Genomic DNA, 22,219 nt, shown 5'->3' with positions numbered 1-22,219 from the left:
TGTCTCATCATTTTCATAGTCATCAATGTCCGCACGGCGGCAGTTGGATCATCATGACCTCATACAACCTCACTCACCTGAAGCAGCTGGAAGCGGAAAGCATCCACATCATCCGGGAAGTGGCAGCCGAGTTCGACAACCCGGTCATGCTCTACTCCGTTGGCAAGGATTCAGCCGTCATGCTGCACCTTGCACTCAAAGCTTTTTATCCAGGCAAACCTCCCTTCCCCCTGATGCACGTGGACACCACGTGGAAATTCAGGGATATGATTGAATTCCGGGACAAGCAGGTCAAACGGTACGGCCTTGATCTTATCGTCCACATCAACGAGGAAGGCGTGAAGCAGGGTATCGGCCCGTTTACCCACGGCAGTGCTAAGCACACCGACGTCATGAAAACCCAGTCGCTCAAGCAGGCACTGGACAAGTACAAGTTTGACGCAGCCTTCGGCGGCGCTCGCCGTGATGAAGAAAAGTCCCGTGCCAAGGAGCGGGTCTATTCGTTCCGCGACGAACACCACCGTTGGGACCCCAAGAACCAGCGCCCCGAGCTGTGGAACATCTACAACGGCAAGATCAACAAGGGCGAGAGCATTCGCGTGTTCCCCCTGTCGAACTGGACCGAGCTGGATATCTGGCAGTACATCTACCTTGAGAACATCGATATCGTTCCTCTGTACTACGCGGCCGAGCGGCCCGTTGTGGAGCGCGATGGCACGCTGATCATGGTCGACGACGACCGCATGCCACTGAAGGAAGGCGAGGAGCCGATGATGAAATCGGTTCGTTTCCGAACCCTGGGATGCTACCCGCTGACCGGAGCCATCGAATCCGAAGCCAATACCCTGCCCGAGATTATCCAGGAGATGCTCCTGGCGACCAGCTCAGAGCGCCAGGGCCGAGTGATCGACCACGACTCAGCCGGGTCCATGGAACAGAAAAAGCGGGAAGGGTATTTCTAAGATGTCACACCAGTCTGATCTGATCGCTGAAGATATTCAGGCCTACCTGAAACAGCATGAAAACAAAGAACTGCTGCGCCTGCTGACCTGCGGTAGCGTCGATGACGGCAAGAGCACCCTGATCGGCCGCCTGCTGCATGACACCAAAATGATTTACGAAGATCACATGGCCAGCCTGAAAACCGACAGTGCCAAGATGGGTACCACCGGCGAAAAGCTGGACCTGGCACTGCTGGTTGACGGTCTGCAGGCGGAGCGTGAGCAAGGCATCACCATTGATGTTGCCTATCGCTACTTCTCCACCGACAAGCGCAAGTTCATCATTGCGGATACCCCGGGCCATGAGCAGTACACCCGTAACATGGCGACCGGCGCTTCTACGGCGCAGCTGGCGATCCTGATGATCGATGCCCGCCACGGCGTACTGACCCAAACCCGCCGCCATTCGTATATCGCGTCCCTCCTGGGTATCCGACACATTGTGGTTGCGATAAACAAGATGGACCTGGTGGACTTCAGCGAAGAGCGCTTCAACGAAATCAAGGACGAGTACCTGGCGTTTGCTGCCAAGCTCGGCCTGAAAGACATCCGTTTTGTACCGCTGTCCGCATTGGAAGGCGACAACGTCGTGAACCGCAGCGAGAACACTCCGTGGTTTACCGGCCAGCCGCTGATGGAAATCCTGGAAACGGTTGAAGTTTCCCGGGACAAGAACCTGGAGCATTTCCGCTTCCCGGTGCAGTACGTCACCCGCCCGGACCTCAACTTCCGCGGCTTCTGCGGCACCATCGCGTCCGGCGTTATCCGCCCGGGCGACAAGGTCATGGCCCTGCCCTCACGGCGCACCAGTTCCGTGAAAGAGGTCGTCACCTTCGACGGCAAACTGGAAGAAGCCTACATCGACCAGGCCGTGACGCTGACGCTGAACGACGAGATCGACGTCAGCCGTGGCGACATGCTGGTGAAGGTCGAAGACGAGCCGGAAGTGGCGAACCGCTTCAATGCCAACATTGTCTGGATGACCGATGCACCGCTGGAAACCGGTCGTCTTTACGACATCAAGCTTGGGCCGACGTTCACCTCAGGTACCGTCAAGGCTATCCACCACCAGACCGACGTCAACACCCTGGAGCAGCAGGCTAATCCAAGCAGCCTGCAACTGAACGAGATCGGTCTGTGCGAGCTGACACTGAACCAGCCCATCGCGTTTGACGCCTATCAGCGCAATCACGCCACCGGTAGCTTCATCGTGATCGACCGTCTGACCAACGTCACCATCGGCGCCGGCATGATCGCAGGACTTGCCGACGGCAACGAATCGCTGGATCCGGTCACCGCCGAAGAACGCGAACGTCGCCTGGCCCAGAAGCCCGCCATCATTGCCTGCAACGGCAAGCAGGCGCCGGCGCTGGCCCTGGCGGTCGAACGAGCGCTGTTCGATCAGGGCAAGACCGCCGTTGTGGTATCCGAGGAAAACACCGGAGACGCCGACGAGCGCCGCCGCGTGTCACAGCTGCTGACTGCCCATGGCCTGGTCGCCGTTGCCGTGAACCTTGGTTCCGATATCGCGACCGCGACAGCTTCGGCTGATAGCGAAGAGGACATTCCCTCTGCGGTGAATCAGCTGGTCCAGGATCTGGTTCGTTCTCAGCGGATCTGATTCCGGGCATTACCTTCGGGTAAAAGCGGAGATACCTCCACCTTTGGTGTATGGCGCCGGGGTGGGGGTATTTTTTTCTTTGGAAAAACAACTCGCTTCGCTCAGACATTTTTTTCCGGCAGAAATAAATACCCCCACCCCACCGCCTGCTGACCTCTTTGTTGGCTTATCAACGGCTTGTATCTACAGAGTATTAAATTCACTCACTTTGCAGGTCATGCCGACTTCCGTGGCCGTGGGGTAGGTAGGTTTTTTCTCTAGAAAAAAAGATGTCTGAGCGCAGCGAGTTATTTTTTTCGTAAGAAAAAGACCTACCTACCCCGCGGCCCTCCACCGGGCTTCCAGGCAATACATGAACCGAACACCAATTCATGTCAAAATCCCGCACCTCTAAGCCAAACCGAAAACACCAACAGGAGCCGCACTAAATGGCCATCAAACACCTGCGCACCGCCTTTGCCAGCCAGTACCAACCGGGACAACCGGCCCGCCTTGTTGCCGGCGAAGCCCTGCAGGAGCCCGGTGGCGATTACGAGGGCCTGCACAAGCAGATGAAGCGGCTGTTCAACAGCAAGCCGGGCAAGAAGTACGGTCGCTTCTCGGAGGACCTTGGGGAGTGCCCTTTCAGCAGTTGGCTGAAGGATTATCTGGAAGATAAACAGAGCTTCGGTGCGATGACCGATCGTCTGTTCGGGCAGTGGCAAGAGTTACTGACCGGTTGCCAGGAAGAATTCGACGGCCACCTGATGATCGTTCACGATGCACTGGCTGATGCTGAAGTGGTCTACCTGTTTATTCTGGAAACCGACAGTGCCATGCGCTTTGACGGCAATGAATCTCTGGATGCCATCGACGTGCTGAGCCTGTCACGACTGAATCTGGCTGTTCGTATTGAGCTGGACGACTGGAATAGCGACAACACCGGAGAAAACTACCTGACGTTGGTTCACGGCCGCGGTACCGGCGAGCCCGGTGAACTGTTTATCCGCCTCTCAGGTTTCACTAACCAGGTTGACGTTGAAAAAGAAACCATGACATTTCTTGATGCCGTGGAAGCGTTTGCCAAAACATCCGAGCCCGAGAAGGCAGGCGAGGTTCGCAGCCGGGCTTATGAATTCTGTAAGGAGCAGCATTCGCTGGGTGAGCCGGTAGAGATTGAAGCCCTGTCCGGCTACCTTGATGAAAACGAGCCGCAGAGGTTCAAGGAATTTGCCTCGCAGACAGCCGAGCTGCCGGAAAGCGGCGTGCTGCATCCGGATCACCGCAAGGTGAAGAAGCTGGTCCGGATTGCGGGGTCTGGTGGTGGAATGAGTGTGTCGTTTTCGTCGGATCTGGTGAATCAGGCGGTTTACTATGACCGCGACAAGGATGCGCTGACGATTACGCGGTTGCCCAAGGCGTTGCGGGAGCAGTTGCAGCGATATCTGGAGGCTCGTGAGGAGTAACCAGCCTCCTTGCTAGCAGCCTCCTGGATTGCGGGCTGGCTCGGTGGTGGGAGTCCTTTTCTTCTGGAAAAACAACTCGCCTTGCTCAGACATCTTTTTCCGGCAGAAAAGGACTCCCACCACCAAGCCGAACAAACATTGAGAGTTATGGTCCCTCAATGCCTTATACCGTCGGGACTTCTACCTCATCATCCCACCTGGGACGATTCGCCCTCTGCACCCTCACCTCTCGCATCCAACCTACGCCATCGACGAGATCCCCGGTTTCGTGGTCAATGGGTGGGTAAGGCAGGTTGCGATCATCGCAGTAGCGTTTGACCGTGGGCTGACACCAGCTGAAAAAGAGCCGATCGTATTCGTCCTGCGGTAACCGCTGATTCTCGAACATACCGGCCAGTTTCCGCTGGCGCTGGGCTTCGGAGAGGATAATGGCGCAGGCGGCTGAGACGTTCAGGGATTCAACCATGCCCATCATGGGAATCACGATATGCTCATCGGCCTCATCCGCGGCGCCAGCACTAACACCGTCCACTTCGTTTCCCATGATGACGGTACAGGGCACGGTGTAATCGACATCACGGTAATCAACGGCCCTATCTGAAAGCTGCGCGGCGTACAGTTTGTGCCCCTGGGCTTTGAGATCAGACACCGCGTCGACCATGGTCGGGTGGGTGTGGGTCGTTACCCAGTTATAGCTCCCGCCCGCCGTTTTCCGGAACGCCCGAAAGCCCTCTTTCGGCCAGACTACGTGCATGTTGGCCAGACCAAAAGCATCGCAGGAGCGAATGATAGCCGACAGGTTACGGGGTTTATGAACCTGATCCGTCAGGACTCGCAGGTCTGGTTGGCGGGTATCCAGGATGTGTTTGATTCGGGCCAGGCGTTCGGGGGTCATGATTGATTGATGGTTATTTATTGAAGTCAGCGAATAATACCACACGATAACTAGCAACAAGCCGAGACAAAGGTGGTTGCAGAATAATCACCCCGTTATAATACGCAGTTCCTTTTTGCCAGCGCCCGCAGAAAACCAGATGCAACCCCGGCGCACCATACATCAGATAACGTGAGACCCATGGCCAAGAAGCTGTACATCAAAACCCACGGCTGCCAGATGAATGAGTACGACTCTGCCCGCATGGCAGACCTGCTCAAAACCGGCGAGACGGTTGAAATGACCGACACTCCGGACGATGCCGACATACTGCTGCTAAACACCTGCTCCATTCGCGAAAAAGCGCAGGAAAAGGTATTTCACCAGCTTGGCCGCTGGAAGTCCCTGAAGAACAGCAAGCCGGATCTCATTATCGGTGTCGGCGGCTGCGTGGCTTCCCAGGAAGGCCAGGCAATTATCGACCGCGCACCCTACGTCGACATGGTCTTCGGTCCGCAAACCCTGCACCGATTACCAGACATGATTACCGAGGTTCGTGCAAAGGGTAACGGCGTGGGCGTGGTTGACGTCAGCTTCCCGGAGATTGAAAAATTCGACAACCTGCCCGAACCCGGCGCAGATGGTCCTTCAGCATTTGTTTCCATCATGGAAGGCTGCAGCAAGTACTGCACCTTCTGTGTTGTTCCGTACACCCGCGGCGAAGAAGTCAGCCGCCCGGTGGACGACGTCATCGCTGAAGTCGCGCACCTCGCGGAACAGGGCGTTCGGGAAGTAAATCTGCTGGGTCAGAACGTGAACGCCTACCGTGGTGAAACCCACGACGGGGATACCATGGACCTGGCCGAGCTGATCGAAATGATCGCCACCATCGACGGCATCGACCGGATCCGTTACACCACCTCACACCCGGTCGAATTCTCCGATGCGATGGTCGACGTATACGAAAAAGTGCCGGAACTGGTCAGCCACCTGCACCTACCGGTCCAGAGTGGATCAGACCGCATTCTCGCTGCCATGAAGCGGGGTCACACGGCACTGGAGTACAAATCCAAACTCCGCCGCCTGCGAAAAATCCGCCCGGACATCAGTTTCTCCTCTGACTTCATCATCGGCTTCCCGGGCGAAACCGAGAAGGACTTTGAGGACACCATGAAGCTGATCAACGACATCGGCTTCGACGTATCCTTCAGCTTTGTCTACAGCGCCCGACCGGGGACACCGGCTTCGGACCTGCCGGACGACACGCCAATGGATGTCAAAAAACAGCGTTTGAGTATTCTGCAGCAGCGCATCAACCAGCAGGCCATGGATATCAGCCGGAAAATGGTGGGAACCACCCAGCGGATTCTGGTGACCGGTTTGTCCAAGAAAGATCCTGGTGAATATGCAGGGCGCACGGAGAACAACCGAATTGTAAACTTCCGGCATGATAATCCGGACGTGATTGGGCACTTTATCGACGTCGAAATCGTTGAAGCATTCCCCAATTCCCTGCGCGGGTTACCCATTAACTCAGATCTACTTTGAATCCGCCTTTCACAACGGAGCAAGATTGAACACAAACGACAGCAGACAATTTGACCTGCACCCGGTCGACCAGCGTCGGCTGGCCACGCTTTGCGGCCAGTTCGATGAAAACCTCAAGATGATTGAGAAACGTCTTGAGGTTAAAGTCGGGCGGCGCGGACACCACTTCCGTGTGGAAGGTGCCACTGAGAACGTCGCGGCCGCAGTAGAGGTCGTTCGACACCTTTACCGGGAAACCGAAGCCACCCACGATATTTCCCCGGACACCGTGCACCTGTACATCCGTGAAACGGGCCTGGAACGCCTGCCGGACGATGTCCCCTATGACGAAGGCTCAGTAACGGTCATCAAGACACCGAAACTGACCGCCAAGCCCCGGGGCCGGAACCAGCAAAAGTACGTGCACAACATCCGAACCCACGACATCAATTTCGGCATCGGCCCTGCCGGCACAGGCAAGACCTGGCTGGCGGTTGCCTGCGCCGTTGAGGCGCTGAAGGACGAACAGGTCAAACGGATTCTTCTGGTTCGGCCAGCCGTTGAAGCCGGCGAAAAGCTGGGCTTCCTGCCTGGTGATCTGGCGCAGAAAGTAGACCCGTATCTCCGCCCCTTGTACGACGCACTTTACGAGATGCTTGGCTTTGACCAGGTGACCCGGCTGATCGAGAAAAGCGTGATCGAAATTGCACCGCTGGCCTTTATGCGTGGCCGCACGCTCAACAACTCGTTCATCATCCTCGATGAGAGCCAAAACACCACCCGGGAACAGATGAAGATGTTCCTGACACGGATCGGCTTTGGCTCAACCGCGGTCATCACCGGCGACACCACCCAGGTCGACCTGCCTCGCGGCCAGGATTCCGGCTTGATTCACGCTGCAGGCGTATTGAGCAAAGTGGCAGGCATTGGCTTTACCCGCTTTGAAGCCAAAGATGTGGTACGCCACCCTCTGGTCCAACGTATTGTTGAGGCCTACGATTCCTTTGACGATGGGAGTGGAGCCAAACGGTGAGCGAACTCACGGTGGATCTTCAGAATGTCTATGAGGGATCGGGCGTCCCCGAGCGCAAACTCTTCCAGACCTGGGCTCAGGCGGCATGGCAGGGCGAACAGGATTCGGAAGTGACGATCCGGATTGTGGGCGCCCTGGAGAGCCAGGCTCTTAATCACGAGTATCGCGGCAAGGACAAACCGACCAATGTTTTGTCCTTCCCATTTGAGGCGCCAGCCGGTATAACGGTTCCATTGGCCGGAGATCTCATCATTTGCGCGCCAGTTGTTGAAAAAGAGGCCCACGAGCAGCACAAAACCAGTGAAGCTCACTGGGCACACATGGTGATCCACGGCATGCTGCACCTGCAGGGCTACGACCACATTGAAGATAACGATGCCGAGGTCATGGAAGCCCTCGAAATCCGGCTGTTGAGCCAACTTGGATTCAATAATCCTTACGACGCAGAGGAAACGGAAACAGACTCATGAGCGACGATCAGTCGAGTCGCAGTCAGGGCAACAAGTCCTGGCTGGAACGCATATCACAGGCCTTTTCCAGTGGGCCTGAGTCCGTCGAGGACGTACTGGAAATCCTGAGGGATGCCGAATCCCAGAGCATCATTGATACCGATGCCATGAGCATTATCGAAGGCGCCATGCAGGTCATCGACATGCGCGCTGATGAAATCATGATCCCCCGCTCACAGATGGTCACCGTAAAGGCGTCCCAGGAACCGAAAGAGTTTCTCGGTGAGATCATCTCCTCTGCCCACAGCCGTTTTCCGGTCATTGGCGACAGTCAGGACGACGTCATTGGCGTACTGCTCGCAAAAGATCTGCTACCACTTGCCCTGAACAACGACCTCAACTGGTCGAATATCCGGGAAGTATTGCGTCCGCCCACGTTTGTTCCCGAGAGCAAGCGCCTGAACCAGCTTCTCAAGGAGTTCAAGGCCAACCGTAACCACATGGCCATCGTGGTTGACGAATATGGCGGCACGGCGGGCCTGATTACCATCGAAGACGTGCTTGAGCAGATCGTTGGGGAGATCGAAGACGAACACGACATCGACGAAGAAACCCAGATCAAGGCTCGCGATGACGGCAGCTACGCGGTCAAAGCGGCTACCTCGGTTGATGACTTCAATGAGTTTTTCCAGACCGACCTTGATGAGGAAGAGTTCGACACCATCGGTGGTCTGGTACTCAAGGAATTCGGCCACCTGCCCAGACGGGGGGAGACGGTTGCATTCGGTGGTTTGCGCTTTACTATTGCCAACGCCGATAACCGTGTCATTCGTCTGCTGCAGGTAACCCGAAGTGAGCAATAACACCGACCATCGTCAGGGTCTGAGCACTCCCCTGTCCAACCACCGCTGGCTGAGCGTGACAGCGCTCCTAATAGCGGGTGCCTTGCAGACCCTGACCTTTTCACCATTTTACTTATGGTGGCTGGCACCGGTCTCGGTGGTTCTGATCCTGCTCGTTACCGTGCCCCTGGCCGCGGAGAAGCTGTTCAGAGCTGGCTGGCTCACCGGGCTAGGCCTGTTCGGCAGTGGGGCCAGCTGGGTCTATATCAGCATCAGCGAGTTCGGTAACACCTCTGTCCCGGTCTCCGTCCTCCTGACTATCGGCTTTGTTGCCGGCCTTGCCCTTTTTCACGGGATCGCCTTCTGGTTCTGGGGAAAGCTGGCAAAGCACAGTGCCGTTCGCAGGCTGATTCTGTTCCCCGCCATCTGGATTCTCGGAGACTGGCTCCGTGGCTGGCTATTGACCGGCTTTCCCTGGCTGTATCTCGGCACAGCACATACCGACGGACCGCTTGCCGGGCTGGCGCCGCTGGTCGGCGTCCATGGGATAACCTTCTGGATTACCGCCACCGGCGTGGCGCTCTATGCCGCCTGGTGGATGATTCGCCATCTCAGGCACGTGGCCGCGATAATGACCCTGCTGATTGCCCTGATTCCCTGGCTCTCAGCTCCGGCGATGAGCCGTCTGGACTGGACCGAACTGAGCGATGAGCCCACAACGGTTGCCGCCATGCAGGGCAACATCCCGCAACTGATCAAGTGGGACCCGGAATTCCTGAAAGATCAGATCGTCGCCTATCTCGGCATGACCGAAGCCTATTGGGAAACCGATCTGATCCTCTGGCCGGAGACGGCCATCCCCATCCCACACGATCAGGCCGGCAAGATTATCGAGCACATCAGTGAGGAACTTGGCGACAACAGCACCTTGATCACCGGTATTCCCTGGTACGGCTTCAGTGACCGGATTGAGGACTTCACATTCCATAACAGCATCATGGCTATTGGTAACGGCGAGGGGATCTACCACAAGCAACGGCTGGTGCCTTTCGGAGAGTATGTTCCGCTCCAAGGCATTTTGAGGGGCCTGATTGGCTTCTTCGATCTGCCCATGAGCGATTTTACCCGCGGTCCTGAAAACCAGGGACCATTGATCGCCAACGGCCTGAAGGTCATGCCGTTTATCTGCTATGAAGTGGCCTACCCTGATTTCGTGGCATTCAATAGCCGGGGAACGGACCTGCTGCTGACCATCAGCAACGATGGCTGGTTCGGGGATTCCATCGGCCCGCTTCAGCACCTCCAGATCGCCCGCATGCGCGCCCTGGAAACCGGGCGTTACATGTTGCGCGGAACCAACAACGGCGTCACCGCCATCATCGACAACCGCGGTCAAATCACGGAAACCATCCCGCACTTCAAGCGTGCCACCATGACTGGAAACGTCTTTACCGCGTCAGGTAACACGCCCTATATGGAAACCGGATCCTGGCCTGTGCTGACCCTGGCCCTGATCCTCATTGTGTTCGTGAGGGAACGGACTATTCCTCCTTCCTCGGCCACCGGCTCGTAACCCGCTCATAATAGTGGGAACCGCATGCCTCACAGGGTTCCAGGTGGCTGGTGGCGGTGAGGCAAAGCATATGACTGCAGTTCAGGCACCGGAACATGCCGGCGGTTGCCACTTCTCCGGAGATGTAATGGCCGGCATCTTCATTCGCCAGCTTCTGGCGTAGCTCCAGATTGTCGACCAGAGTTCTATCCGCAACGGACAACAACTGATCCGCCAACTGGTGCTCAAGCAGCGAAATGTCCAGCTGCAACCACTCTGCCAGGCCTTCTCCGGTTTCATCGACAAAGTGCAGTAGATGCTCCATGTCCCGCTGAACATAGGCTCCGAGAAGATCAGCTTCCTCCCGGGTCATCTCCTCCAGCTCATACTCGAACTCCACCGCCTGGACGATCTCATCCTCCAGCGTTTTGAGTGTCGCCTCAGGGGCAGCCTTCAGACCTGCCTGCACTTTTTCCAGCATACGGTTGTAAACTTCCAGCGCCTTGCCGGACAGATGATTACGTTCGGGTTCTGTCATAACGACTCCTCTATGATGTTCGGGGAGGTGGCGGCAAGGCCTTGCCCGCCAGCGACCGCCCCCATAACTCTAATCATGGCACAGGAATCGCAGATTGGCAGACTACCTGTTAAGCCTTCTGTGCGTTAGAATGTCCGGCCGCTCCGAACATCATTTTGATACAGGGTAACTTTGGTAATGGCAGGAATGGACGAGCAATACAATCCAGGCAGCGTAGAACAGAAGGCCCGCAGTTTCTGGGAAGAAAATGACACCTTCAAGGTAAAGGAAGAACCGGGCAAGCCCAAATACTATTGCCTGTCCATGTTCCCCTACCCCAGTGGCAAGCTGCATATGGGCCACGTCCGCAACTACACCATCGGCGACGTAATCTCCCGCTACCAGCGGATGCAGGGCAAGAATGTCATGCAGCCCATGGGCTGGGATGCGTTCGGGCTACCTGCCGAGAATGCCGCCATTGCCAACAAGACGGCGCCCGCCAAATGGACCCGCTCCAACATCGATTACATGAAGAAGCAGCTCAAACAGCTGGGCTTCGGTTATGACTGGAGCCGTGAGCTGGCGACCTGTGATCCGGATTATTACCGCTGGGAGCAATGGTTCTTTGCCCGCCTGTATGAAAAGGGTCTGGTGTACAAGAAGATGTCCACCGTCAACTGGGACCCGGTAGATCAGACCGTTCTGGCCAATGAGCAGGTTGTTGATGGTCGAGGCTGGCGTTCGGGCGCACTGGTTGAACAGAAAAAGATTCCCCAGTGGTTCATCCGTATCACCGATTACGCGGACGAGCTGCTGAATGATCTGGATGACCTTGAGGACTGGCCTGATCAGGTCAAGACCATGCAGCGCAACTGGATCGGCAAATCGGTGGGTACCGAGCTGACGTTCCCGCTCAAGGACAGCGATGATGGCCTTACTGTCTACACCACCCGTCCGGACACCCTGATGGGTGTCAGCTATATGGCTGTCGCGGCTGAACATCCGCTGGCGAAAGCCGCGGCTGAGCGTCACCTCGATGTGGCCGAGTTTGTTGACGAATGCCGCAACAGCAAGGTGGCCGAAGCTGAACTGGCCACCATGGAAAAGAAAGGCATCGACACCGGGTTCAAGGCAATCAATCCTCTGACACACGAAGAAATTCCGGTCTGGATCGCCAACTTCGTGCTGACCGATTACGGCACCGGCGCCCTGATGGCCGTTCCCGGCCATGATGAGCGTGACCACGAGTTTGCGCGCAAGTATCGGCTGCCCATCAAGCAGGTTATCTCTCCGAACGACAGCCGTGATATCGACGTCCAGGAAGCAGCATTCACCGAAAAAGGCGTACTGGTCTCTTCCGGAAAGTATTCCGGCCTGAGCAGCGAAGATGCCTTTGAGGAAATCGCTGATCACCTGGAGCAATCCGGCATTGGCAAACGCACCGTCAATTATCGCCTGCGTGACTGGGGCGTTTCCCGTCAGCGCTACTGGGGCGCCCCGATTCCGATGATGACGCTGGAAGATGGCACCGAAATGCCGGTACCGGATGACCAGCTGCCGGTGCGCCTGCCGGAAGACGTGGAAATGGACGGCGTCCAGTCCCCAATCAAGGCCGACCCAGAGTGGTGCAAGAGCGAATACAGCGGGCAGGCGGCGACCCTGGAAACCGATACCTTCGACACCTTTATGGAATCGTCCTGGTATTACGCCCGTTTCTGCAGCCCCAACTATGATAAGGGTATGCTGGATCCGGCGGCCGCAAATTACTGGCTGCCTGTGGATCAGTACATCGGCGGCATTGAGCACGCCATCCTGCATCTGCTCTACGCCCGCTTCTTCCACAAGCTGTTGCGGGACGTTGGTCTGGTCAACAGTTCTGAGCCTTTTAACCGGCTGCTGTGCCAAGGCATGGTTCTGGCCGAGACCTATTACCGCGAAGAGGAAAACGGCGGCAAGACCTGGTTCAATCCAGCCGACGTCACGACCGAAAAAGACAGCAAGGGTCAGGTCATCAGCGCCGCACTGAAATCCGATGGTCAACCGGTCGAAATCGGTGGCGTCACCAAGATGTCCAAGTCCAAGAACAACGGCATCGACCCGCAGGCCATCATTGACGAGTATGGCGCTGACACCGTGCGCTTGTTCATGATGTTCGCAGCTCCCCCCGAGCAGTCCCTGGAGTGGTCTGACAGCGGCGTTGAGGGTGCCCATCGCTTCCTCAAGCGCCTGTGGAGGATGGTCAACGAGCATACAGCCCAGGGGCCGGCCCCCACACTGAACGTGGCCGAATTGAACGATGCCCAGAAAGACCTGCGTCGCAAGACTCATGAGACCATCGCCAAGGTCAGTGACGATATCAGTCGCCGTCTGACATTCAACACGTCCATCGCAGCGGTCATGGAACTGTTGAATGACGTCGGCAAGCTTTCTGGTGACGAACCGCAGTCCCGCGCCGTCCGCCAGGAAGCCCTGAACACGGCCGTCCTGGTGCTTTCTCCGATCGTGCCTCATATCAGCCACACGCTCTGGCAGGCTCTGGGACACGAAGAACCGGTGGTGGACGCCAACTGGCCGGTCGCAGACGAGAAAGCCATGGTCCGCAGCGAAATCCAGGTAGTATTGCAGGTCAATGGCAAAGTCCGCGGCAAAGAAAACGTTCCCGCCGACATCTCCAAGGACGACCTTGAGAAACTGGCCCTGGAAAACGAGAACGTGAAGCGCTTCATCGAGGATGCAACGGTACGCAAGGTGATCGTCGTTCCCGGCAAACTGGTGAACGTGGTGGCGAACTGATATGCCAGGATTGAGAGCAACAACCTATTCTCTGGCGGTTGCCTTCCTGGTGACCTTACAGGCAGGTTGTGGCTTTCAGCTGCGTGGCGCTCCTCCCGTTTCAGATGCGCTACAGCCTCTGAGCCTGGACTGCGCCTCCCAGGTTCCCGACACCCTGTGCCAAGCTGTACGGGAACAACTGAAGCTCGGGGGCGTCAGACTTGGTGACGCTCATACGGCCAATTACAGCCTCAAATTGTCCGGATTCGAGCAGGATCGCCGGGCCTCCGCGATCAGCAGTCAGGCGGCTGCAGCCGAATATACGTTGCGGCAGTCCGTCGATCTGGAAGTTATCAGCGCGGACAACATCCCGGTCGTCGGCAAGACCCGCCTCAGTACGAGCGAGAGCTATCGGTACGATGAGGCCAACGTGCTTGCCAAGCAGCGCGAGGAAGATACGCTCCGACAGCAACTGGGCGACCGCCTGGCCCAACAGATCATTTTCCGCCTGGCTCCGCTTTCAGAAGCGCGTATAAGCGCGATCCGGAAAGAACACGCCACGTCAGGAACCAGTACCAACTCCCCATGAAAACGCAGCCGGCGCAATTACCACAGCTGTTAAAAAAGGGGCTGGCACCGGTGTACCTGGTGTCCGGCGACGAACCGCTTCTGGTTCAGGAGTGTTGCGATCAGATTCGAAAGGCCGCACGAGACGCCGACTTTCATGATCGGCTCACATTCCACGCCGACAACAATCTTGACTGGAACTCTGTCGCAGACGAATTCGGCGCCATGTCTTTGTTTGCAGAAAAGCGGCGCATCGAAATCCACCTGCCCAACGGCAAGCTAGGTAACGGCAGAACCACGCTGGAACGCGTTCTCCAGAACCCGCCAGATGACATCATCCTGTTGCTGATCAGCACGAGGCTGGACGCAGCAGAGACCCGACGTAAATGGTACAAGGATCTGCAAAGCAAAGGCGTGCATGTTCCGGTCTGGCCAATTGATGCCGACAAATTCCAGGGTTGGTTGCAACAACGCGCGTCAAACCATGGCTTGCAACTGACCCGCGGCGCGCTGTCGATGCTTGCCGAGCGACTTGAGGGCAATCTTCTTGCCGCCAGCCAGGAACTGGATCGACTGTCTCTCCTGACCAATGGCGGTACCATTGACGAAGAAACGATTGAGCAGGCCGTTCAGGACAGTTCCCGGTTCAATGGTTTCGAGTTGGTCACAGAACTCCTGGCGGGCAGAGCCAGCCATGCCAGCAAAATCATCGGCGTACTCCAGCAGGAAGGAGAGAATCCACTGGGATTGCTGACCGTGCTGAGCCGGGATCTCAACCTCATACTCGAGCTCAAGGCTTCTTCCGGTGGTGACAGTCCATCCGCATTCCTGAAGAAACGTGGTGTGTTCCAACCACAAAGAGCGAGGGCAATCGAGCAGGCCAATCGCCGGCTCAATCGCCCCCAGCTTCACTCAGCGCTGGAGCTTTGCGGAACGATCGACAGAGCTGCCAAAGGCTTCGGCGACCGCTCACCCTGGCATTACCTGCGGGACCTCTCGACGCTTCTCGCCAGCCGATCCTGACCTGGATCAAAACCGCTTCGGCTTACCCCTCCTCTCTCTTGACGGTATGCGCGTTCCGGCGCATTGTAAGTTCACCGTCACTCCAAGGAGGAGCCTGGAATGAATCTTCAAGAAGATCTCAAGAAGCTGTCTGAGAAAATCAAACAGTACCGGGACGAAGCTCGTGTTCAGCTTCACCTGGCACAGGAAGACGTGAAAGATGAGTGGGATGATCTCGAGCAGGACTGGGACCGGTTCCGGACCAAGCTGGATCAGGTCCTGCACGACGCAGAAAATGCTTCTCAGGAAGCCCGGCAGACCGCCCACAAGCTCGGAGAGGATCTGAAATCCGGATACGAAAACATCCGCAACAAACTCAAGTAAAGTGTTAATTGGTTAACACAAAGGCACAAATTTATTGCCGAGAGGCTCTTGCAACAAGAGCCTCTGTGCCATACTTCACAGTATAAGTGAACGAAGCGTCATTTCCTTGACCGCTCTAGTCAGGCTCGCCCCTATGGGCCCGATTGGCCAAGGCGCACTCATACGCTGCGAGGTATAAAAGGCGCATGAAAAATATCCTTCAACTATCCTCTGCCCTGTTGCTGCTATGCGCAGCCGGCCTGGTGATTGGCCAGAACACCCGCTTCAGTGACCCTGATACCGTCATCAAAGACCAGTTCTGGGGTAATCTGTATGCCCAAGGCGGTCACTCTTTCTTCTGCAACACCAAGTTTTCCAGTAAGGGATTCGTGCTGACAGATGGCTATGTCTATCCTCTGGCCGACGTCAGAACCGCTCTCGACTGCGGCACCTCCCGGGAATGTGAGCAGGACAACCGCTATCGGCAGATCGCTTCTGATCTTCATAACATGGTGCCGGTTCGAACCCGAACAGAAATGGCGCGCAGAAACGTTCGCTACGAAGATCTTGGCGAGTCAGTGAGCACAGACGAATGCGGCATGCGGGAAAGCGCCGGCTTCTTCGAACCACCGAAGAGAGTCAAGGGCGACGTGGCTCGGACTGTCGCCTACATGGTTGACACTTACGGACTCCCCTGGTTGGGAGCCAAGCCCGTCTTTAAGGGATGGAATCGCCTGGACCCACCGGATGACACGGAACTCACGCGACACCGCCGCATCGCCGAAATACAAGGCAACGAAAACCCGTTCGTGACAGACGCTGAACGACTGGAACGCCTCTGAGCAAGGGCGACCAGTCAGGCAATAAAAAAGCAGGCCCGAGGGCCTGCTTTTTTGTGCCAGAAATCCGGATCAGATTTCGTCGGCAGTCGGAGCCATCATTGAATCACTTCCGCTACGAATGCCCTCTGCCAGAGACACGGTCTTCGGCAGCAGGCGGTCAAAGTAGAAGCGAGCGGTCTTGAGCTTGCCAGTGTAGAAACCGGAGGTATCGCCTTCTGCCTTGGCAGACGCCGCCTTCACGATCTTGGCCCACATATAGGCGAGAGCTGTTAGACCAAACATGTCGGTGTAGTCCACAGAGGCGGCACCGATTTCGTTCGGGTTCTCGGCAGACGCCTTGAGCACATGCTCCGTCACGTCATCAAGGCGCTCTACCGCAGCAGCAAGCTGCTCCAGGTAGGGGCGCAACTGCTCATTGCCGCTGTTCTCCTCCAGGAAGTTTGCAACGTCCTGAGCAAACAGCTCATAGAGCTTGCCCTTGCTGGCGACAACTTTGCGGCCCATCAGGTCGAGTGCCTGAATACCATTGGCGCCCTCATAAATCTGCGTAATACGGCAGTCACGAACCAGCTGCTCCTGGCCCCACTCACGGATGAAACCGTGGCCACCAAAGACTTGCTGACCAATGACACAGGCATCCAGGCCACGATCCGTCAGAAATGCCTTGGCAACAGGCGTCAGCAGAGCAACCATCCCCTCTGCATGCTTGCGGCGCTCTTCATCTTCCGCGTACTTGGAGATATCCAGCCACTGGGCCACGTAGGTTGAGAACGCACGCCCACCTTCCACATAGCTCTTCATCGTCATCAGCATACGGCGCACGTCCGGATGCACAATGATCGGATCAGCTGCTTTTTCAGGCTCCTGTGCACCAGTCGGCGCGCGGCTCTGAATGCGCTCCAAAGCGTACTCGCGGGCACTTTGCAGAGACGCCTCAGCGGCACCGATACCTTGGATGCCCACCCCCAGACGCTCATAGTTCATCATGGTGAACATCGCAGCCAGGCCCTTATTCTCTTCGCCAACAAGCCAGCCTTTGGCTCCGTCGAAGTTCATGACACAGGTGGCAGAACCCTTGATGCCCATTTTCTTCTCGATGGAGCCACAGCTGAAGCTGTTGCGCTCACCCAGGGAGCCGTCATCATTGACCAGGAACTTCGGCACCAGGAACAGGGAAATGCCTTTCGGTCCCTTCGGTGCATCCGGCAGCTTGGCCAGCACGAGGTGGATAATGTTCTCCGCCATATCGTGCTCACCCCAGGTGATGAAGATCTTGGTTCCGGTGACGTTGAAAGACCCATCATCATTCGGCTCCGCCTTGGTGCGGATGATGCCCAGATCCGTACCAGCATGCGGCTCGGTAAGATCCATTGCACCGGACCATACGCCAGAGTACATGTTCGGCAGGTACTTTTCCTTCAGCTCCTGGCTCGCGTGGGCATTGATCGCCAGGCATGCGCCAGCAGTCAGCATGGGGGCCAGACCGAAAGCCATGTTGGCCCCCTGAATCATTTCCTCAAACTGAGCAACCAGGGTTTTCGGCATACCCATGCCACCAAACTCGGGGTTACCCCCCAAGCCGTTCCAACCACCTTCCACGATAGTTTGGTAGGCTTCCTTGAAGCCCTCTGGCGCAGTGACCTCGCCATCATTCCACTTGCTACCCTGCTCGTCCGCTTCTCGATTGAGCGGAGCAAGAACGCCACCCGCAATCTTGCCGGCTTCCTCAAGAATGGCGTCGGCCGTCTCGGGGTCGACGTTTTCTGCTACTTTGGGAAGTGAGGCCCAGAGTGCAGGCGCATCGAACACTTCATTAAGAACAAATCGCATGTCACGCAGGGGTGCCTGATAATCAGCCATCTATAACTCTCCAAAAAATCCAGTCAGTCTGTGCAGGTGGCAAAGGGCCTATATTGGCCGGCGCACCTGATCGGGCTATGTGTCCGCTGAATATTTTTTTTATGGGCGCGTATTCTACCTCAAAAGCGGACCTCAACTCATGAAAAAAGCCCGCCTCCTTGGAGCGCGGGCTTTCTTTCTGCATGAATTTCCTTCAGAGCCAGCGCCTTACAGGGCGAAAGCTTCTTCCGGCATATCCAGCAGAGTGTCCGCACCGGCCAGCATGGTTTCAGCGTGGGTACGGGTACGCGGCAGCAGGCGCTTGAAGTAGAAGCGCGCCGTTTGAACCTTGGCGTTGTAGAACAACTCCTCGGAGGTACCATCAGCCATCTTGTCCAGAGCAACCTTGGCCATACGGGCCCACAGGTATGCAAATACGGCGTAACCGGAGTACATCAGGTAGTCGACAGAAGCTGCACCCACTTCCTCACGGTTCTTCATGGCGGTCATACCAACCTTCATGGTCAGATCGCCCCACTCCTTGTTGATGGCGGCCAGCGGCTCAACAAACTCCTTGAGCTGCTCGTTATCCGCATTTTCCTTGCAGAACACGTGAACCTGCTTGGTGAAGACCTTCAGAGCCTCACCCTGGGTCATCAGAACCTTACGACCAAGAAGGTCGAGCGCCTGAATACCGGTGGTGCCCTCGTAGATCATGGAAATACGGGAATCACGAACGTTCTGCTCCATGCCCCACTCAGCAATGTAACCGTGACCACCAAATACCTGCATACCAAGGTTTGCAGACTCATAACCGACTTCGGTCAGGAACGCTTTGGCAATCGGCGTCAGGAACCCGAGCAGCGCATCGGCGGCCTTACGCTCTTCTTCGGTTTTGCCACCGTGAACCACGTCAACCTGCTGGCCAGCCATGTAAATCAGGGCACGGGCGCCTTCAGCGATGGCTTTCTGGGTCAACAGCATGCGACGAACGTCCGGGTGAACGATGATCGGATCCGCAATTCCTTCCGGATTCTTCGGACCGCTCAGGGAGCGCATTGCCAGACGCTCTTTGGCGTAGGCCAGGGAACCCTGGAAGCCCAGTTCTGCAGAACCCAGACCCTGGATAGCAGTACCGATACGAGCAGTGTTCATGAAGGTGAACATGCAGTTCAGGCCCTTGTTCTCTGGCCCGATCAACCAGCCTTTGGCGCCATCAAAGTTCATGACACAGGTCGCGTTACCGTGGATACCCATCTTGTGCTCCAGGGAACCACAGGACACGGCGTTGCGCTCACCAGCTGAACCGTCTTCGTTCGGCAGGTTTTTGGGAACAATAAACAGGGAAATACCCTTGGTACCTTCCGGAGCACCTGGCAGGCGAGCCAGAACGATGTGGACGATGTTATCGGCCATGTCGTGCTCACCAGCGGAGATGAAGATCTTGGTACCAGTGATGCTGTAGCTGCCATCGGCATTCGGCTCAGCTTTGGTGCGCAGCGTCCCCAGATCAGAACCGCAGTGCGGCTCGGTCAGACACATGGTGCCGGTCCACTCACCGCTGACCAGCTTGGTCAGGTAAGTTTCCTTCTGCTCTTCGGTGCCGTGGGCTTCAACGGTGTTGGTTGCGCCGTGGCTCAGGCCAGGGTACATACCCCAGGACCAGTTGGCAGTACCGACCATTTCGCTGATAACAAGACCGATGGAGTGCGGCAGACCCTGACCACCGTAGTTAACGTCAGCCGTCATGGACGGCCAGCCGCCCTCAACGTACTGCTGGTATGCTTCCTTGAAACCCTTGGGCGTTGTAACGCCGTCTTCACTCCAGGTACAACCCTCCTGGTCACCAACCTGATTCAGCGGAGACAGCACCTGCTCACAGAACTTGGCGCCTTCACCGATAATGGCTTCCACCATATCTGGAGTTGCGTCTTCCGCACCTTCCAGGCTGCTGTAGTGCTGCTCACTGTTCAGCAGCTCGTTCATTACGAATTTGATATCACGCAGGGGGGCTTTGTACTCAGGCATGGAATCCACCTCTAAAATCGGTCTCAGCTGATACGGAATTGCCAGCTTGGCCTTGGTTTGCTCAGTCACTGGAGCGCACTGCGCCACAGCCTTAATTAAACACTTGTTTGAAACATACGTTTACTGGCACAGAATTGTCAATAGCCGGATGAAAAATTTGTGCTCCCCGGCACCGCCAAAGCCCCCACACAACAGCTCTGGACACTGAAATACAAGGACTTGGACATCAACCGAAATAACGTTCTGAAGGGGATCGGAAATAAGGAAATTCAGGCTGAGACCGGGACGAACCCCGAAGCCTGTTGTTCAGATGACGGAGACATTCCGGAAACAGACTGGTAGGTCTCGGAGGCCCTCTGTCCGGAACGGGTAATTTCCCGTTCGGGTTCAGAGGCTTCGGAACCCGACTCTCGGGACTTCTCAGCGGCCAACTCAGACTGGGCCTGAAGCATCGTCTGCATTGCCTGGGCAGCAACCGCACGATCCTGGCCCGAGGGCTCGGCGGGAGCCAGCGCAGCAGCACGAACCGTGCGCATTTTCTCTATTGTGGCCTGAGGATCGCCTTCAACCGCACCGACATCGATAGACACCTCTCCACCAACGGCATACTGGGCGCCATCGGGGCCACGCTGATAGGTAAACGACATCGCACCAGCATGCTGGCCACCCGCTGCCTGATGAGCGGCTTCATGCGCCCTGACCTCGCGGTCCCGGGCTTTCAGTTTGGTAAGCTGCTTCAGCTCATCCGGAGACAGCCCTTGCTCAACCGCGTTGCCAGATGTCGACGCTTCGGCATCCCGTGCAGGACGTCCGCTAACAGAAGCGTTGGCGGAAGCCGTGTCAGAACGACCGGCACCACCGCTTGGGGAGGTGGCGAATGGATTCGGAGGGGAAATTGAAGAAAGCGCGTTCATGACCGGTACTCAGGCCATAACATCCAGCAGCGTGCCCAATGTCTCGTCCGCCGTCTTTACAACCTGCGCGGAGGCTTCAACGCTGCGCTCATAGACCTTCAGCTCAACAATCGGCTCCACAAGGCCACCGGCGCCGTCGGACGAACCCTGAGGGCCATCGACACCGCCGCGAGCGATCTTGCGAGCAGCATTCTCCATACCGGCGATGCCTTCCTGCATGCCCTGAATGCCAATCCCAAGTGTATTGTTGATCATATCCAGCTACCCAGCGACCACTAATGGACTCCAGTAAGCCACAAAATTGGTCAATTTTCAAACAAAGCTTGAAGATCCAGCGATTCCGACAAGAGGCCAGGGTCTGCCGCTTCACTCCAGGGCAACACACCAAGGCACGGCGCACCCAGGTGTTCGAGCAGGTAATTCAATGTTTCTGATTCACAACTCATCGGTTCCGGCTCTGAGCGATTGGCGACCCATCCAACAACCCTCAAACCGTCAGCGCGGATTGCCTCGGCACTCAGCATTGCATGGTTTATACAGCCGAGCTTGAGGGATACCACAAGAATGACCGGAATATCCAATTCCCGCGGAACGGCCGAGTATACTTCCCGGTCGTTTAACGGCACCCGCCAGCCCCCCGCCCCCTCGATCAGCATCAGGTCGGCTGGCTGCATCTGCAAGCCACGGCAAAACCCCACCAGCCGCTGGGCTGTCACGGTTATTCCCGCCTGCTGGGCGGCAACGTGCGGAGCAATCGCTGGCTCCAGCGCCACCGGATTGATCCGCTCATATGGAAGCGACTCGGTCATCGCCTTTTGCAGCATAAGCGCGTCTTCATTGCGAAGACCATCCGGGGTCACGTCGCAGCCAGACGCAATTGGCTTCATGCCAATGGTACGCCTACCCGAGCCCTTGGCGGCCTCAAGAATGGCTGCGGATACCATGGTTTTACCGACACCGGTGTCGGTTCCGGTCACAAAGAACGTTTTTTTTGCCATATTCGGTTCACGCCATCCAAACAGCTATTCAAA

At 56.7% G+C, this 22,219-nt stretch carries 20 protein-coding genes; 13 read left to right on the top strand and 7 right to left on the bottom strand.

The window, feature by feature from the left end; translation table 11 throughout:
• Positions 1–53: 53 nt before the first annotated feature.
• The 3 genes from cysD to D777_RS08630 all read left to right on the top strand — a co-directional run bounded on the left by cysD (position 54) and on the right by D777_RS08630 (position 4,067).
• Positions 54–962, top strand: a complete 909-nt coding sequence (gene cysD / locus D777_RS08640) for a sulfate adenylyltransferase subunit CysD (protein WP_036130679.1) — start codon at positions 54–56, stop codon at positions 960–962.
• A gap of 1 nt (position 963) precedes the next feature.
• Positions 964–2,622 (top strand): sulfate adenylyltransferase subunit CysN, encoded by a 1,659-nt coding sequence (cysN, locus tag D777_RS08635; protein ID WP_036130676.1) that lies wholly within the window; start codon positions 964–966, stop codon positions 2,620–2,622.
• 428 nt (positions 2,623–3,050) lie between these two features.
• Positions 3,051–4,067, top strand: coding sequence for a nucleoid-associated protein (locus tag D777_RS08630; RefSeq protein WP_036130673.1), 1,017 nt, complete (start codon positions 3,051–3,053; stop codon positions 4,065–4,067).
• Between the two features lie 163 nt (positions 4,068–4,230).
• Here the strand turns inward: D777_RS08630 and trmH are convergent, their stop codons facing one another.
• On the bottom strand, positions 4,231–4,962 hold the full coding sequence (gene trmH / locus D777_RS08625; RefSeq protein ID WP_036130670.1) for a tRNA (guanosine(18)-2'-O)-methyltransferase TrmH: 732 nt from the start codon (positions 4,960–4,962) through the stop codon (positions 4,231–4,233).
• Positions 4,963–5,142: 180 nt separating this feature from the next.
• Here trmH and miaB point away from each other — a divergent pair, with 180 nt between their 5' ends.
• Genes miaB through lnt form a run of 5 tightly spaced genes read left to right on the top strand, consistent with a single transcriptional unit; the run spans position 5,143 to position 10,365 of the window.
• Complete coding sequence (miaB, locus tag D777_RS08620; RefSeq protein WP_036130668.1) at positions 5,143–6,489, top strand: tRNA (N6-isopentenyl adenosine(37)-C2)-methylthiotransferase MiaB; 1,347 nt, start codon at positions 5,143–5,145, stop codon at positions 6,487–6,489.
• 25 nt (positions 6,490–6,514) lie between these two features.
• Complete coding sequence (locus tag D777_RS08615; protein ID WP_036130666.1) at positions 6,515–7,501, top strand: PhoH family protein; 987 nt, start codon at positions 6,515–6,517, stop codon at positions 7,499–7,501.
• A complete protein-coding gene (ybeY, locus tag D777_RS08610; RefSeq protein ID WP_036130664.1) occupies positions 7,498–7,971 on the top strand; it encodes an rRNA maturation RNase YbeY in 474 nt (157 codons plus the stop codon). Before D777_RS08615 ends, ybeY begins: the two co-directional genes overlap by 4 nt.
• Positions 7,968–8,813: an HlyC/CorC family transporter gene (locus tag D777_RS08605; RefSeq protein WP_036130663.1), complete on the top strand. Its 846-nt coding sequence runs from the start codon at positions 7,968–7,970 to the stop codon at positions 8,811–8,813. The genes ybeY and D777_RS08605 overlap by 4 nt, the downstream gene beginning before the upstream one ends.
• Positions 8,803–10,365 carry an apolipoprotein N-acyltransferase gene (lnt, locus tag D777_RS08600; RefSeq protein WP_036130661.1) on the top strand — a complete coding sequence of 521 codons (1,563 nt, stop codon included), beginning with the start codon at positions 8,803–8,805 and terminating at the stop codon, positions 10,363–10,365. The genes D777_RS08605 and lnt overlap by 11 nt, the downstream gene beginning before the upstream one ends.
• Here the strand turns inward: lnt and D777_RS08595 are convergent.
• Positions 10,334–10,882, bottom strand: a complete 549-nt coding sequence (locus tag D777_RS08595) for a zinc ribbon-containing protein (protein ID WP_036130659.1) — start codon at positions 10,880–10,882, stop codon at positions 10,334–10,336. The two genes, lnt and D777_RS08595, sit on opposite strands and share 32 nt — an antisense overlap.
• A 186-nt stretch (positions 10,883–11,068) precedes the next feature.
• On the opposite strand from D777_RS08595, the gene leuS reads away from it, so the two are divergent.
• The 5 genes from leuS (at position 11,069) to D777_RS08570 (ending at position 16,407) form a co-directional block, all read left to right on the top strand.
• Positions 11,069–13,654: a leucine--tRNA ligase gene (leuS, locus tag D777_RS08590; RefSeq protein ID WP_036131266.1), complete on the top strand. Its 2,586-nt coding sequence runs from the start codon at positions 11,069–11,071 to the stop codon at positions 13,652–13,654.
• A gap of 1 nt (position 13,655) precedes the next feature.
• Positions 13,656–14,222: an LPS-assembly lipoprotein LptE gene (locus tag D777_RS08585; RefSeq protein WP_036130652.1), complete on the top strand. Its 567-nt coding sequence runs from the start codon at positions 13,656–13,658 to the stop codon at positions 14,220–14,222.
• Complete coding sequence (gene holA, locus D777_RS08580; protein ID WP_036130649.1) at positions 14,219–15,223, top strand: DNA polymerase III subunit delta; 1,005 nt, start codon at positions 14,219–14,221, stop codon at positions 15,221–15,223. The genes D777_RS08585 and holA overlap by 4 nt, the downstream gene beginning before the upstream one ends.
• A 99-nt stretch (positions 15,224–15,322) precedes the next feature.
• Positions 15,323–15,586, top strand: a complete 264-nt coding sequence (locus D777_RS08575) for a hypothetical protein (RefSeq protein WP_036130637.1) — start codon at positions 15,323–15,325, stop codon at positions 15,584–15,586.
• Positions 15,587–15,771: 185 nt separating this feature from the next.
• Positions 15,772–16,407, top strand: coding sequence for an endonuclease (locus D777_RS08570; protein ID WP_036130634.1), 636 nt, complete (start codon positions 15,772–15,774; stop codon positions 16,405–16,407).
• A gap of 69 nt (positions 16,408–16,476) precedes the next feature.
• Here D777_RS08570 and D777_RS08565 read toward each other — a convergent pair whose 3' ends face one another.
• The 5 genes from D777_RS08565 to bioD form a co-directional block, all read right to left on the bottom strand.
• Positions 16,477–18,267 (bottom strand): acyl-CoA dehydrogenase C-terminal domain-containing protein, encoded by a 1,791-nt coding sequence (locus D777_RS08565; protein WP_036130629.1) that lies wholly within the window; start codon positions 18,265–18,267, stop codon positions 16,477–16,479.
• Between the two features lie 207 nt (positions 18,268–18,474).
• Positions 18,475–20,274: an acyl-CoA dehydrogenase C-terminal domain-containing protein gene (locus D777_RS08555; RefSeq protein ID WP_036131262.1), complete on the bottom strand. Its 1,800-nt coding sequence runs from the start codon at positions 20,272–20,274 to the stop codon at positions 18,475–18,477.
• Between the two features lie 269 nt (positions 20,275–20,543).
• The gene (locus D777_RS08550) at positions 20,544–21,188 is read right to left on the bottom strand and encodes a putative metalloprotease CJM1_0395 family protein (protein ID WP_051669023.1); all 645 of its coding nucleotides are present in this window, start codon (positions 21,186–21,188) and stop codon (positions 20,544–20,546) included.
• 9 nt (positions 21,189–21,197) lie between these two features.
• On the bottom strand, positions 21,198–21,443 hold the full coding sequence (locus D777_RS08545; protein WP_036130623.1) for a flagellar hook protein FlgE: 246 nt from the start codon (positions 21,441–21,443) through the stop codon (positions 21,198–21,200).
• 50 nt (positions 21,444–21,493) lie between these two features.
• A complete protein-coding gene (bioD, locus tag D777_RS08540; RefSeq protein ID WP_036130620.1) occupies positions 21,494–22,186 on the bottom strand; it encodes a dethiobiotin synthase in 693 nt (230 codons plus the stop codon).
• Positions 22,187–22,219: the final 33 nt, after the last annotated feature.

It is taken from the genome of Marinobacter nitratireducens (genome assembly GCF_000708045.1).
GTDB classification, from domain to species: Bacteria; Pseudomonadota; Gammaproteobacteria; order Pseudomonadales; family Oleiphilaceae; genus Marinobacter; species Marinobacter nitratireducens.
Note: the sequence above shows the minus strand (reverse complement) of the source record. Positions and strands in the feature narration are given on the sequence as shown.